This window comes from Rhodococcus oxybenzonivorans, assembly GCF_003130705.1.
In the GTDB taxonomy this organism is placed as follows: Bacteria; Actinomycetota; Actinomycetes; order Mycobacteriales; family Mycobacteriaceae; genus Rhodococcus_F; species Rhodococcus_F oxybenzonivorans.
Window position 1 is genome coordinate 4,444,382 of the sequence record NZ_CP021354.1, and the last position, 13,561, is coordinate 4,457,942.

A 13,561-nucleotide genomic window follows, 5' to 3' on the forward strand; every position below is an offset into this window, starting at 1 on the left:
TCGACGGTGATCACATTTTCGGGCGTCACCAAGCGGTACCCGGACGGCACCACGGCGGTCGACAACCTCGATCTGCATATCGACGCGGAGTCATTCACAGTCTTCGTCGGGCCTTCCGGCTGCGGCAAGACCACATCGATGCGCATGATCAACCGGATGATCACCCCGACGGCCGGAACCATCTCGGTCGACGGCCGGGACATCGCCTCCACCGATGCAGTGAAGCTTCGCCTCGGGATCGGTTACGTGATCCAAAGCGCTGGACTGCTACCGCATCGCACCGTGATCGACAACGTCGCGACCGTACCGGTCCTGCGCGGTGACTCCCGCCGTGCGGCCCGGACGGCTGCGCTGTCGGTGCTCGAGCGGGTCGGTCTCGACCCCGCGCTGGCGGGCCGTTATCCCGGCCAGCTGTCGGGTGGGCAGCAGCAGCGTGTGGGTGTGGCCAGGGCGCTGGCTGCCGACCCGCCCATTCTGCTGATGGACGAACCGTTCAGCGCGGTGGACCCCGTGGTCCGCGAGGATTTGCAGGCGGAGATGCAACGACTGCAGGCCGACCTGCGCAAGACCATTGTGTTCGTGACGCACGATATCGACGAGGCGGTCAAGCTCGGTGACCGGCTGGCAGTCTTCGGACCGGGCGGCCGATTGCAGCAATACGATGCGCCCGACACGGTGCTGTCCGCGCCGGCCACCGATTTCGTCGCCGGATTCGTCGGCCGCGACCGCGGCTATCGCGGCCTGTCGTTCCGCGCGGCAGACGAGGTTTCCCTTCATCCCCTCCGGACGGCCACCGAACGGGAGCTGAGCACACTGCGGCTCGACCGCGGCGATTGGGCGCTGGTGGTGACCGATTCCGGTGTTCCGCGGGGCTGGATCGACGTCACGGGCGTCGAAGGGTTGCGCTCGGGCCGCCCGCTGTCGGAATGTACTGCGGCAGGCGGCTCACTGTTCCCGCCGGGCGGAGACCTGCGGCAAGCGTTGGATGCGGCCATCTCGTCGCCGTCAGGAATAGGTGTGGCCGTCGACAGGGACGGTGCCGCCCGCGGCGGCATCCTCGGGTCCGAGGTCATCGAGAAGCTGACGCAACAGCGGGCCGCCGAGGATCGCGCGCGGAACGAGCAGTTCTTCGCGCCCGCGTCCACTTCTCCCGACAGGCCGTGATCCTGTGCGGTGGCTCATCGACAATTTTTCCGTAGTCGTCGACCTGACGAAGACCCACCTGTACCTGGCGCTGATGCCACTCCTACTCGGCCTGGTCATCGCCGTCCCGGTGGGGACCGCGATCCGGGGTGCATCGGTGCTGCGCAAGGTCACCACGACCATCGCCGGCATCGCGTTCACGATTCCCTCGCTGGCCCTCTTCGTCACCATCCCGTCCGCCGTCGGACTGCAGATCCTCGATCCGCTCAATGTGGTGATCGCCCTGACCATCTATTCCACCGCCCTGCTCGTCCGCGCCGTCCCGGAGGCCCTCGACTCGGTTCCCGCCGACGTCGTCGACTCCGCGAATGCGATGGGTTTCACACCCTTGCGTCGGGCACTGACAGTCGAGTTGCCTTTGGCCTTACCGGTTCTCGCGGCAAGTGTGCGCGTGGTGGCGGTCACCAACATTTCGCTGGTCTCGGTCGGTTCGCTGATCGGGATCGGCGGTCTCGGGACCCTCTTCACCCGCGGCTACCAGCGTGACTATTCGGATCAGATTCTCGCGGGGATCATCGCCATCGTCGTCCTCGCACTGGTCTTCGATTTGGCGCTGTTCCTCCTCGCCCGTGCGCTCACACCATGGACGCGGCAGAAGAAGGAGGCGGCGGCATGAGCATCTTCGGCGGGGCGTGGGACTACATTGTGGATCCGGCCAACTGGGAGGGCAGGACCGGAATCGGGGCGCGCATCCTCGAGCACCTCTGGTACAGCCTTCTCGCCGTCGCCCTCTCGGCCGCCGTCGCGGTTCCGCTCGGTGCGGTCATCGGCCATCTGCGTCGAGGCGAGGTGCTGGTGGTGGGCCTCGTCAACGCGCTGCGTTCACTTCCCACGTTGGGCCTGCTGACCTTCCTCGTGCTGCTCCTCGGGCTCGGTCTCATCCCGCCGATCCTCGCCCTGGTGGTACTCGGCATTCCGCCGCTACTGGCCGGCACCTACTCCGGTGTCGCGAACGTCGACCGGACGGTGGTTGACGCCGCCCGCGCGATGGGCATGACCGAGTGGCAGGTCCTCAGCCGCGTGGAGGCACCGAATGCGCTGCCGCTCATGCTCGGCGGACTGCGCAACGCCACACTGCAGATCATTGCAACCGCAGCGGTGGCCGCGTACGTCAACCTCGGCGGGCTCGGACGGTACATCTTCGACGGACTCGCCTTGCGTCAGTACGACCGGGTACTGGTCGGTGCGCTGCTGGTGACGATCCTGGCCCTCGTCGTCGACGGGCTTCTCGCGCTCGCGGTGTGGGCATCCGTCCCGGGCACGGGCCGGCTACGTCGTGGTACCAGCGCCCAGGAGTGGGCCGACCTGGCCGCCGCGCGAAGTCCCGGTAGAACGGCAAACACCCCGGGCGGGAACCTTGGTGCGGGCTCCGGTCCGGGGTGTTCAACGGATTCTCGCTAGTCGGTGACGCCTTCTGCGCGAGCAGCGGCGGCGACCGCCTCCGCGACAGCGGGGGCGACGCGAGGATCGAGCGGGCTGGGAACGATCTTGTCTACAGCCAACTCGTCACCGACGACCGAGAGGATTGCCTCGGCGGCGGCAAGCTTCATGCCTTCGGTGATACGACGGGCGCCGGCGTCGAGCGCACCGCGGAACACACCGGGGAAGGCGAGCACATTGTTGATCTGGTTCGGGAAGTCGCTACGCCCGGTGGCCACGATCGCCGCGTGCTTCTTCGCGACCTCGGGGTGGATTTCCGGGTCCGGGTTCGACAGCGCGAATACGATGGCGTCGTCCGCCATGGTCGCGATGAGTTCTTCGGGAACGGTGCCCGCGGACACTCCGAGGAACACGTCCGCACCGTCGAGGGCTTCGACGATCCCGCCGTGCCGGCCGGTGGGGTTGGTGCGGGCCGCGAGGTCGACCTTGACCTCGTTCAGGTCCTTGCGGTCGGCCGAGACGATGCCCTTGGAATCGAGAACGGTCACGTCGGCGATGCCGGCGGCGAGCAGGATGTTCGCGCAGGCGACACCGGCGGCGCCGGCGCCGGAGATGACGACGCGCAGCGAGGAGATGTCCCGCTTCTGCACCTTCACCGCACCCTTGAGGGCGGCGAGGACCACGATCGCGGTGCCGTGCTGATCGTCGTGCATGACCGGGCAGTCCAGGGCCTCGATCACGCGCTTCTCGATCTCGAAGCAGCGCGGTGCGGAAATGTCCTCGAGGTTGACCGCGCCGAAGCTCGGGCGCAACCGGATGAGGGTTTCGACGATTTCGTCGGGGTCCTTGGTGTCGAGCACCAGCGGAATGGAATTGAGGCCCGCGAAGTTCTTGAACAGTGCGGACTTGCCTTCCATCACCGGGAGGGAGGCGCGGGGACCGATGTCGCCGAGGCCGAGTACCGCGGAGCCGTCGCTGACGACGACCACGAGGCGGCTGGTCCAGGTGTAACGGTCGGCGAGGGTCTCGTCGGCGTGGATCGCGCGGGAAACCTGCGCGACGCCGGGCGTGTAGGCAATGGACAGGGCGCGCTGGGTATCGAGGGCGGTCGTGGTCTCTACCGAGAGCTTCCCCCCGATGTGGCCGGCGAAGATCTCCTCGTCGGTCAGCTCGACCTTCTGCGGTGTGGTGGGTTCGGACACGATGGACACGATGACACTCCTGCTAAGTCCAGGCTCACTCGGGGCCGGGTTACTGTGAAGTAACCATGCGGATCGGCGCTGATCTACGTAGTTACTCCGCGAACGACAACTGGTGAAGCTTCCGGTGCGCGCGATCACTTTGGCCGCAGAACTTCCGAAGCGTGGATGGCGCTGGGCGGGTGAGCCCTTGGCAACGCTGCCATAAATCCCCGCCGAAGGGCGGTGGCGCCGACGTCGGAGTGATGCTAAGTCAAGCACGAAGATCGCTGCACAATCAAATCGCCACGGGAGTCAGACGTCTCACGTTTTCCGGCTTCTACCTGTGAGAACAAGTTACCGACGGGTCACCGTGAGAGCCGGTTTCACATAACTCTCCGAGCGTCGGTCAACCCCACCATTGGGTGACCAGCAGAAGCGCTGCCGCAGCGAGGACGGCGACTGATGCGAGCACCGCGGCGAGACCGTCGCGACGGTCGGCGATCCGCTGGGCCACAACCACGACCACGGACGCGACGATGTGCGCGGTGATCGAGACGGCTCCCGGCCCCGGGAATCCCCTGCCGCCGCCCACATAGGCGGACCCGATCACGACGAGACACAGGATCACCACACCGGCCGCGACGGCGCCACTGAACGCGCGCGACGCCCTGACGACAAATGATCTGCGACGTGGCTCGCGCGGGAGCACGGACCTCGGCGTCGTCGGGCCGTAGGGGTCGTCACGGTCAGCGTCGTAGCCGTGAGGGTCGTAGTGGTCGCGGTTGCCGTAGCGGTCCGAATCGCGTGCAGTCATGCCGAAATCACCTGTGTACCGGAGGCTTTGGAGGCGAGCTTGTCGAACTCGTCGGGATCCGTACCGAACTCGCCCAGCCGGATCGTCTTGTTCGTCCCGTGGTAATCGGAAGATCCGGTGACGACGAGCCCCAATTCGTCGGCCAGTCCCTGAAGGACCGCGACATCGGCCGACGAGTGGTCGGGATGATGCACCTCGAGCCCGTGTAAACCCTCACCGGCCAGCTCCCGGACGTGATCGAGCGACAGCAGCCGTCCCCGCGCCCGCGCCCGCCCGTGGGCGAGAACGCTCACCCCTCCGGCCTCGGCCACCAGTTGAACCGCCTCGTCCAAAGGGGTGTCGGATTTGTCGACGAAGTACCGGCCCCGCGGCGCCAGCAGGTCGACGAACGCCTCATTGACACTGCTCACGACTCCGGCCCGCATCAGCGCCCTCGCCAGATGTGGGCGACCCGCGGCCGGACCCGCTGCCGCCAGGACCTCGTCGGCGTCGATGGGCAGGCCGTCCTCCATCATCAGCTCGGCCATGGCCCGGATCCTGACGACCCGTTCGGTTCGCAGCCGCTCCCGTTCCCGCGCGAACGCGGCGTGCGCGGGATCGAAGAGGTAGGCCAGCAGGTGAACCGCGACGGGACGACCGTCCTCACCCCGGCCCGCGCAGGACATCTCCATGCCCCGGACCAGGGTCAACCCGGCAGGCATCGCCGCAACCGCCTCTGCCCACCCCGCCGTGGTGTCGTGATCGGTGATGGCCACGGCGTCCAGACCCGCGGCACCGGCCGCGCGCACGAGGTCTGCCGGACTGTCGGTACCGTCCGAGGCCGTCGAGTGAGTGTGGAGATCGATGCGCACCTGCCCAGTGTGTCAGGTGCGCTCGCGAAGGGTCCGGGCGTGCGTGCGTCGAGCGGTGTCGTGCCGTCCGGTCGTCGGGGATTCGGGACTCCCGTGCTCACGTAGGATTGCGCGACACCAAGTCCTCGGTCTCGACGCTGAAGGGAGTGCTCGCACCCATGCCCTCACTTCCGGCACAAGGCCGCGACAAGTCCGCGGGTCCCCGGATCCGCATCCCCACCGCACGCGCCGTCGTGGATTGCGGCGTGTACGTGGACGGCATCCGTCTGCCCGGTAAGTACACCCATCAGGCTGCCCTCGCCGAGGTCCGGCGGCGTGGCCGGGGATTCGTGTGGGTCGGACTCCTCGCACCCGACGAAGGTCAGATGGAGAGCGTGGCCGAGACGTTCGGCCTGCACGAACTGATGGTCGAGGACGCTGTCCACGCGCACCAGCGGCCCAAACTCGAACGCTACGACGACATCCTGTTCCTGGTGCTGCGGACCGTCAATTATGTGCCACACGATTCAGTGGCGACCGCCAGTGAGATCGTGGAGACCGGCGAGATCATGGCCTTCGTGGGCGCGGACTACGTCGTGACCGTGCGGCACGGCGATCATTCCGGGCTCGCGAACGTCCGGCGCTCGCTCGAGGAGAATCAGGAACGGCTCGCGCTCGGTCCCTATGCCGTCCTGCACGCGGTGGCCGACCACGTCGTCGATACGTACCTCGAGGTCACCCAGGCCATCGAACACGACGTCGACGGCATGGAGGAGGCGGTGTTCAGCCCGCGGAACACCGTCGCGGTCGAGCACATCTACCTGCTCAAGAGGGAGATCGTCGAACTGCGCAAGTCGGTGAACCCGCTGTCGAACCCGCTGCTGCGGTTGACGCAGTCGCCCGGCAATCCGGTGCCGAAGGAAGTGCGGCGGTACTTTCGCGACGTGCTCGACCACCACACCACCGTCGCAGAGCGGATCGCCGAGTACGACGAGGTGCTCAGCTCACTCGTCGACGCGGCTCTCGCCAAGATCGCCGTCCAGCAGAACACCGACATGCGCAAGATTTCGGCATGGGTGGCCATCGCCGCCGTGCCCACGATGATCGCAGGAATCTATGGCATGAATTTCGACAACATGCCCGAATTACATTGGCAATACGGGTATCACCTCGTGGTGGCCTTCATTGTGTCGGTCACGGTGGGGCTGTTCGTCACCTTCCGCCGAAACAACTGGCTCTAGAGGGACGCCGCGCCGCGGTTCGGGTCGCGCACGTCGATGCCCGCCTCGGTCCACGCTTCCCGTAATGCCTCGGCGCCGCGCAGTCGCACCCACGCTGCCTCCGTTCCGGTGAGGGGCACGGCAGCAAGAAACTGCACCGCGTCGGCGGGTTCGGGAAGGGCCAGGTCCGGAATCGAGGACTTGCCCAGGAGCACCGCCGTGAACGGCGTGTCCTTCCACAACGGCTCGCCGAGGTCGAGGAGCGCGTCCTCGACGAGGACCACCCCCTCCACCGACGGCGCCGCCGCCAGCACCGCGAGCGTGCGCGCGACACCCGAGCTCACCCCGGCTCCCCCGCGCAGCGTCAGCACGAGTTCCGCGCGCGGACCCCGCATCGGGTCGGCCACCAATTCCCCGGGATCACCCATCGGGTGCCGGGAGCAACCCAGAGTCACGTACCGGACGAGATCGTCTTCGGCGGGCGGGAACCGCAGCACGTCGAGAGGCTCGACCCCCAGAAACGTCACCGAGGCGGCGGTCGGCTCGGGCCCCCCGATCTGTTCGAGCAGGTGCGCACGAACGGCTGCCACAACGCTGTCAGTCACCCCGCCATCAAACCACCGCGCGCGCTCACTCGTCCCCCGGCCTCTCGAGCCGGTAGCGTCGGGCCATGGTCTCGGTACTCGCGGTCTCCGACGAGACGATCGAGTCGTTGTGGACCCCGCAGGGGCGCACCATGAAGGTCGACCTCGTCCTCGGTGCCGGTGATCTGCCCTTCGACTATCTCGAGTATCTGATGGATGCACTCGATGCACCGTGCGTGTTCGTGCCCGGCAACCACGACCCCGACCTTTCCGGCTATTCCGCGGGCCGTGTCGGATGGATGCGTTCCGGTATGCCGTCGACGTGGCCGGGTCCGTGCGGCGCCGTCAACGCCGACGGACGGATCGTCCGCATCGCCGGACTGCGGATCGCCGGCCTGGGCGGATCGATTCGGTACAACGACGGCCCCAATCAGTGGACCGAACGGCAGCAGCGCCGGCGTGCCCGCAACCTGGCCATGACGAGTGCGTGGCATGCGCGCCGATCCGGAGTAGCCGGTGTCGACGTGCTCCTCACGCACAGCCCACCGCGCGGAGTCGGTGATCTCGAGGACCCGCCGCACCGCGGTTTCGAGTGTTTCGAGCAGCTGGCCGCACGGTTGCAGGCTCGGACACTCGTTCACGGCCACGTGCACCCGTACGGGACGACGCCCGTGGACAGAGTGCTCGGCTCCACGACGGTGATCAACACGGTCGGGTTCACTCTCATGGAGATGTCTTCGGGTACCGAACCGACGATCGTGAGGCGACGGCATGGCACGTGACACCGGTTTCCCCTCCGCCGACGCGGAGAACGACTTCACCCGTCAGCGCCGCCGCGCCGAGCTCTCCCGGCTGGTCAACTGGTTACGCAGGGAACCGGACGACGTCAACGAAATCCTGCCGTTCGACGAAGTGGTGGCCGCGCTCGGGAGGATCGGCGAACGGTCACTGGGGTTGCAGGTGATCCCCGTCAACTCGATCGTCGGGAGTGTCGACCGCACCAGTGACTTCGACCGGTACTTCCGTCCTACGTCCGCCCGGATACGCGAACGCTGGCAGCGGCTGGCCGCAGCGCAGCGCCGCGGCGAGTCGGTTCCGCCGATCCAGGTGTACAGAATCGGGTCGATGCACTTCGTCAGCGACGGCCACCACCGCGTGTCCATCGCCTACGCGATGCACTGGAGCACCATCGACGCGTACGTGAGGGAGATCCTGACCCGGATCTCGCCGGACGGCATCACGCAGCGCGGCGATCTGCTGATCAAGGACCATCGCCGACTGTTCCTGAGCCGGGTACCCCTCACCGGCGCCCAGCGCAAGGCGGTGACGGTCACCGATCCGTGGGAGTACGCGGAGATCAGCGAGTGCGTCGAAGCCTGGGGATTTCGTCTCATGCAGGAGATGGGCGAGTTCGTGGGCCGCGACACCGTGGCGCGTCGGTGGTTCGGCGAGGAGTTCCTCCCGGTCGTGCGCATGGTCCGGGCCGCCGGCATGTTGCCCGACCACACCGATGCCGAAGCCTACCTGTGGGTGGCTCGAGAACGGTATCGCCTGGTGCGTCAACATGTCTGGAACGACGAGATCATCGCCGAACTGAGCCAGCGGGCGCCCCGCAAGCACCGGTCTACGAGTCCGTGAACCGCACCTCCCGGGTGACGGCCTCGGGGTGTGCGAACTTCAGCAATCGACGACCCTCCGCTTCGATGGCCGGCCGATGAGACTTGGCGATCGTGGTCAACGGCTCCACCTCGAGGATCACCCCGTCCTTCCCCACGGTCGTGGTCGTGAACCCCGCGACCCTGCCGCCCACCAGCACGGCAGGCTTGATGATCCCGTTCTGAGTGAAGACCCTCTTCCGCACCTCGTCGTCGAGAATCCGCCTGCGATCCGCATGGGAAAGAAGCACATTGTCGAAGGGCGCGAGGATGCGCACCGGCGCCGGCACCCCAGCCTCCGGCCGCGGCGCGTCCGGAAGGTCGAAAAGTTCCGTTCCCGATTCCGCGGTGAACACCCGCAACTGCGGGCGCAGCTCGTCCAGGATCTCGCCGAGCCGGGTCAAGCCTGACCACGCCTGTGTATCCAGGGCACTCGCCGGGCCGAACGCGGCGAGGTAACGCAGGACCATCGTCCGTAGTGACGGCGCCGGGTCGAGTGCTTGCCCCACCCACGACTCGAGTGTCGCCAGCGCGGGCTGTCCCGACCTGCCCCACAACCCCCGCGGTGGCACCTGGACCATCGGCACGAGCCCGCGCACCCCGTGCGCGAGGGCCGCGCCGCCGCGTCCGGGAAATCGCTCCTCGAGCAGCGGCCGCATCTGCAGTTGCGTGAGCGGCCGATCCCGGACGAGGTCGCGGCCGGCGGCGGCGAGAGCGGCGGCATCGATCCCGTAGAGGTGTGCCCGGTACTGCGTGTTGGTGCGCAGATCCCGATCGAGGAGCGGCTGAACCAGCGGGCGGAATGTCAGGGCGTCGGCCGCCGACAACGCGAACACGGTTCCACGCATGGCGACGATGCGAACCACTTCGCGGCGCTCGATGAGCTCGGAGAGGGCGTCGGGCCGGAAATTCTCGATGCGTGCCCACAGGGCGAAATACGGCGGCATCGGGGCCTGGGCCTGCAGCCCGCACAGGTGCTCGATCATCTCGAGAGCCGGCGTCCCTGTTCGGCGTAGCAATCCCTGGCGGGCCAGCGTGGCCCGTCCCAGCGCCCGATCCGACATGCGTTCGGAACCCACCGCGTCGACCCCCTTTGTTAGTTAGCCCCAGTACCGTGTTTATCTGTCAGTGTCGACAGGACGACGCACGGAGGACCACATGAGCGCAGAACCCGGACCCACGCCGAGGATGCTGCTGCCGGTCATGTGCTTCATCGTCATGATTCTGGCGGTTCTCCAGACCTTGGTGGTACCGATCGTCGGCACGATCGGCGCCCAACTCGAGGTCGGGCCCACCGCCGTCGGGTGGCTCCTCACCGCCAACCTGCTCGCAGCTGCCACTGCGACGCCCCTACTCGGCCGGCTCGCCGATCTTCGCGGCACACGCCCGGTGCTGCTCGGTGTGCTCGTGATCGTGCTTCTGGGCTCGTTGCTCGGCGCGGTCGCCACGTCGATCGGTGTGCTCATCGTTGCCCGAGTGCTGCAAGGCGTCTCGTTCGCACTGTTCCCCATCGGAATTGCAGTCCTGCGCGACGAGCTGCCCCCCGAGAAGCTGACCGGGGCGATGGGCATTCTCTCGGGAACTCTGGGTTTCGGCGGATGTTTCGGGATCGTCCTCACCGGGGTGCTCGTCGCCGACGGCGCCGACTTCCACCGGATCTTCTGGCTCTCCTCTGCGATCACGCTTGCAGGTCTCGTCCTGGCGTGGTTCGCGATTCCCCGGCGCGCGCGGACGGGATCGGGGTCAATGGACTGGATCGGTGCGGTGGGTCTCGCCGCCGGCCTCGTCCTCGTCCTGCTCCCGTTGTCCGAGGGAAGCACCTGGGGATGGGGTTCGCCCGCCACCATCATCAGCGGTGCTGCCGGACTGCTCGTCCTGACCGGGTGGTTCCTGTACGAGCGCAGAATCGCTCATCCGTTGGTGGCACCCCGGTTGCTCACCGATCCGCCGGTCCTCGTCACACACCTGTCCGCCCTCGTGGTGGGAATGTCGATGTTCGTGATGTTCCTGGGCAGTTCGTACTTCGTGCAGACGTCCCGTTCGGTCGCCGGATACGGCTTCGGCGCCACCGTGCTCGAGGCCAGCACCGTGTACCTGTTACCCGGCGCGGTCAGCGGAGTCCTCGCCTCGATCCTCAGTGGCACGATGATCCGCCACGTCGGCGCGCGTGTCGTGCTCATCGGCGCCAGCGTGGTCGGCGTCGCAGGCTTCATCCTGTTCATCGTCGCCCACGACCACACCTGGCAGGTGATCACCGCCATCCTGCTGATCAACACCTACATCAGCCTTGCCTACGCGGCGCTGCCCTCGCTGTTGGTCGCCGAGGTCCGGCAGGACGAGACCGGCGTGGCCAACAGCATCAACTCGATCGCGCGGTCGGTGGGCAGCGCGTTCGCCAGCGCCCTCATTGCGACCCTGCTGGCCGAAATCACTCTCTCCGGCACCGACCTCGCGGCCGAATCCGCCTACCTCATCGCGTTCGTCACCGGCGCCGTTGCCGCCGCTCTCGCCGGGCTGCTGCCCTTCTTCGGTATCACCCGCGTGATCCGCACACCCTCCGACGCGGAAGAGGACGAGATCCATGCCACCGCGCTCGCTGCCGAATGGGGCACGGTGGGCGGCCTCGGTGGCGCGAACACGAGCCCCGGCGAACGGCAGAGGACGTCATGAGTTCGCCTTGTCCCCTCGGTCAGCGAGTGATATTGGCCCCGGAATCCTGATCGAACACCGCGACTTTCGCGGGATCGAACCACAACTCCACCGGGCTGCCCTGCGCCGCAGACGACTCGGTCGACAACCGAGCCACCAGATGTCCCCCACCCGCGACCTCGGTGCCCGAGTCGGCAGCGAGCTCCTCGAGTTCCCGCGAACTCACCTGTGGTCCTTCTGCGGAGAAGTAGACATACTTGTCCGAGCCCATCGACTCGAGCACCTCGACCTGAGCGGTGAACGTGGCACCAGCGGCTTTCTGATCCGCGTCGATCAACCCGGCGTCCTCGAAGTGCTCCGGGCGGATACCGACCACGACGTCCTTCGACGCCCCGGAGGAGGTGACCTTCTCACGCGAGCGCGGAGGCAGCGCGAAGTTCCCGAGGGGAGTCGAAATCCCGTCCGCTGTCAGCTGTCCGGGGAAGAAGTTCATCGACGGCGATCCGATGAACCCGGCAACGAACAGATTGTTGGGATGGTCGTACAACTCCTGCGGTGCCCCGATCTGCTGGACGAGTCCCCCGCGCAGCACCACCACCCGGTCGCCGAGAGTCATCGCCTCGGTCTGATCGTGGGTCACATACACCGTGGTCGTTCCCAGACGTTGCTGGAGGCGGGAAATTTCGGTGCGCATCTGCACGCGGAGCTTGGCGTCGAGGTTGGACAGCGGCTCGTCCATCAAGAACGCTTTGGGACTGCGGACGATTGCCCGCCCCATCGCGACCCGCTGTCGCTGTCCGCCCGACAGATTGGACGGCTTGCGGTCGAGGTGCTGGGTGAGATCGAGGATCTTCGCGGCATCGTCCACCTTGGCCGCGATCTCCGACTTCGACATCTTCGCCAGCGTCAACGGGAACGCAATGTTCTGGCGCACCGTCATGTGCGGATACAACGCGTACGACTGGAACACCATGGCGATGTCCCGGTCCTTCGGCGCCTTCTCGTTCACCCTCTCGCCGGCGATGCGCAGCTCACCGGACGAAATGTCCTCGAGGCCCGCGATCATGTTGAGGGTCGTCGATTTACCGCAACCCGACGGACCGACCAGAATGATGAATTCGCCGTCGGCGATCGTGATGTCGACGTCGCTCACCGCCCGCGCACCGTCCGGGTAGAGCTTGGTTACCTTGTCCAGCACAATCTCGGCCACAGGTTTATCCCTTCACTGCGCCGGACGTCAGACCGGCCACGATGCGTCGTTGGAAGAAGAGCACGAAGACGATGATCGGAATGGTGATCACCATCGCAGCGGCGGCGATCGACCCCGTCGGCTCTTCGAACTGCGAAGCGCCGGTGAAGTTGGCGATCGCCGCCGGTGCGGTGATCGAGCGCTCCGTGGAGGTCAGCGAAATCGCGAACAACAGGTCGTTCCAGCAGAAGATGAACACGAGGATTGCCGCGGTGACGATACCGGGCGCCGCAAGCGGTGCGACCACTTTCCGGAACGCCTGCGCCGGTGTGGCGCCGTCCATCTTGGCCGCTTTCTCCAGCTCCCAGGGGATCTCCTTGAAGAAGGCCGACAACGTGTAGATCGCCAAGGGAAGCGCGAACGTGATGTACGGCAGGATCAAACCGGCCCAGGTGTCGAACAATCCGAGTCGGCGCTCGATGTCGAACAGCGGGCTCACGAGGGAGATCTGCGGGAACATCGCGATCAACAGCGCCACCCCCACCAGGAGCTTCTTGCCCGGAAAGTCGAGTCGGGCAATCGCGTAGGCAGCCATCGTCCCGATTACCACCGCGATCACCGTGGCGATCAGACCGATGCCGATGGAGTTGATCAGCGCGCTGGTGAACGCGTCGGTCGAGAAGATTCCGCGGTAGTTGTCGAGCGTCCACTTCTCCGGGATGAGCTTGCCGTCCTTGATGGTGCCCGCGGGCTTGAACGACAAGCTGGCTATCCAGAGCACAGGAACGAGCGCATACAGCAGGACCAGCAAGTTGACCGCCGACCAGCTCAGCCTGCGTTGCTTTGTTTCGACCAT

Annotated in this window: 14 protein-coding genes; 7 read left to right on the plus strand and 7 right to left on the minus strand. The window is 66.6% G+C overall.

The features are described 5' to 3' along the window. The first annotated feature begins 6 nt into the window (after positions 1-6). From CBI38_RS20835 to CBI38_RS20845, 3 genes are read left to right on the plus strand one after another with little or no spacing between them, the layout of a single operon-like run. Positions 7-1,164, plus strand: a complete 1,158-nt coding sequence (locus CBI38_RS20835; RefSeq protein ID WP_109331808.1) for an ABC transporter ATP-binding protein — start codon at positions 7-9, stop codon at positions 1,162-1,164. A gap of 4 nt (positions 1,165-1,168) precedes the next feature. After that, entirely contained in the window at positions 1,169-1,819 is a 651-nt protein-coding gene (locus tag CBI38_RS20840; protein ID WP_109331809.1) for an ABC transporter permease, read from the plus strand. Then, a complete protein-coding gene (locus tag CBI38_RS20845) occupies positions 1,816-2,604 on the plus strand; it encodes an ABC transporter permease (RefSeq protein WP_230989900.1) in 789 nt (262 codons plus the stop codon). Before CBI38_RS20840 ends, CBI38_RS20845 begins: the two co-directional genes overlap by 4 nt. Here the strand turns inward: CBI38_RS20845 and CBI38_RS20850 are convergent. The 3 genes from CBI38_RS20850 to CBI38_RS20860 form a co-directional block, all read right to left on the minus strand. After that, entirely contained in the window at positions 2,601-3,794 is a 1,194-nt protein-coding gene (locus tag CBI38_RS20850; RefSeq protein ID WP_109331810.1) for an NAD(P)-dependent malic enzyme, read from the minus strand. The two genes, CBI38_RS20845 and CBI38_RS20850, sit on opposite strands and share 4 nt — an antisense overlap. A 376-nt stretch (positions 3,795-4,170) precedes the next feature. After that, on the minus strand, positions 4,171-4,578 hold the full coding sequence (locus tag CBI38_RS20855) for a hypothetical protein (protein WP_109331817.1): 408 nt from the start codon (positions 4,576-4,578) through the stop codon (positions 4,171-4,173). Then, positions 4,575-5,429: a PHP domain-containing protein gene (locus CBI38_RS20860; RefSeq protein WP_109331818.1), complete on the minus strand. Its 855-nt coding sequence runs from the start codon at positions 5,427-5,429 to the stop codon at positions 4,575-4,577. The genes CBI38_RS20855 and CBI38_RS20860 overlap by 4 nt, the downstream gene beginning before the upstream one ends. Before the next feature lie 158 nt (positions 5,430-5,587). Here CBI38_RS20860 and corA point away from each other — a divergent pair, with 158 nt between their 5' ends. Further along, positions 5,588-6,649: a magnesium/cobalt transporter CorA gene (gene corA, locus CBI38_RS20865; protein ID WP_109335247.1), complete on the plus strand. Its 1,062-nt coding sequence runs from the start codon at positions 5,588-5,590 to the stop codon at positions 6,647-6,649. On the opposite strand, the gene CBI38_RS20870 is transcribed toward corA, so the two are convergent. Next, positions 6,646-7,233, minus strand: coding sequence for a suppressor of fused domain protein (locus CBI38_RS20870; RefSeq protein ID WP_201453445.1), 588 nt, complete (start codon positions 7,231-7,233; stop codon positions 6,646-6,648). The two genes, corA and CBI38_RS20870, sit on opposite strands and share 4 nt — an antisense overlap. Positions 7,234-7,298: 65 nt before the next feature. Between CBI38_RS20870 and CBI38_RS20875 the strand changes: the two genes are divergently transcribed. Continuing rightward, a complete protein-coding gene (locus CBI38_RS20875; RefSeq protein WP_109331819.1) occupies positions 7,299-7,994 on the plus strand; it encodes a metallophosphoesterase family protein in 696 nt (231 codons plus the stop codon). Next, the gene (locus tag CBI38_RS20880; protein ID WP_109331830.1) at positions 7,984-8,850 is read left to right on the plus strand and encodes a chromosome partitioning protein ParB; all 867 of its coding nucleotides are present in this window, start codon (positions 7,984-7,986) and stop codon (positions 8,848-8,850) included. Before CBI38_RS20875 ends, CBI38_RS20880 begins: the two co-directional genes overlap by 11 nt. Here CBI38_RS20880 and CBI38_RS20885 read toward each other — a convergent pair. After that, positions 8,837-9,946: a winged helix DNA-binding domain-containing protein gene (locus CBI38_RS20885; RefSeq protein WP_109331831.1), complete on the minus strand. Its 1,110-nt coding sequence runs from the start codon at positions 9,944-9,946 to the stop codon at positions 8,837-8,839. The genes CBI38_RS20880 and CBI38_RS20885 overlap by 14 nt on opposite strands. Before the next feature lie 79 nt (positions 9,947-10,025). Here CBI38_RS20885 and CBI38_RS20890 point away from each other — a divergent pair, with 79 nt between their 5' ends. Further along, entirely contained in the window at positions 10,026-11,537 is a 1,512-nt protein-coding gene (locus tag CBI38_RS20890) for an MFS transporter (protein WP_109331835.1), read from the plus strand. Between the two features lie 19 nt (positions 11,538-11,556). On the opposite strand, the gene CBI38_RS20895 is transcribed toward CBI38_RS20890, so the two are convergent. Both CBI38_RS20895 and CBI38_RS20900 read right to left on the minus strand, forming a co-directional pair. Next, positions 11,557-12,726, minus strand: a complete 1,170-nt coding sequence (locus CBI38_RS20895; RefSeq protein WP_109331836.1) for an ABC transporter ATP-binding protein — start codon at positions 12,724-12,726, stop codon at positions 11,557-11,559. Positions 12,727-12,730: 4 nt separating this feature from the next. Then, positions 12,731-13,561 carry a carbohydrate ABC transporter permease gene (locus CBI38_RS20900; RefSeq protein WP_109331837.1) on the minus strand — a complete coding sequence of 277 codons (831 nt, stop codon included), beginning with the start codon at positions 13,559-13,561 and terminating at the stop codon, positions 12,731-12,733.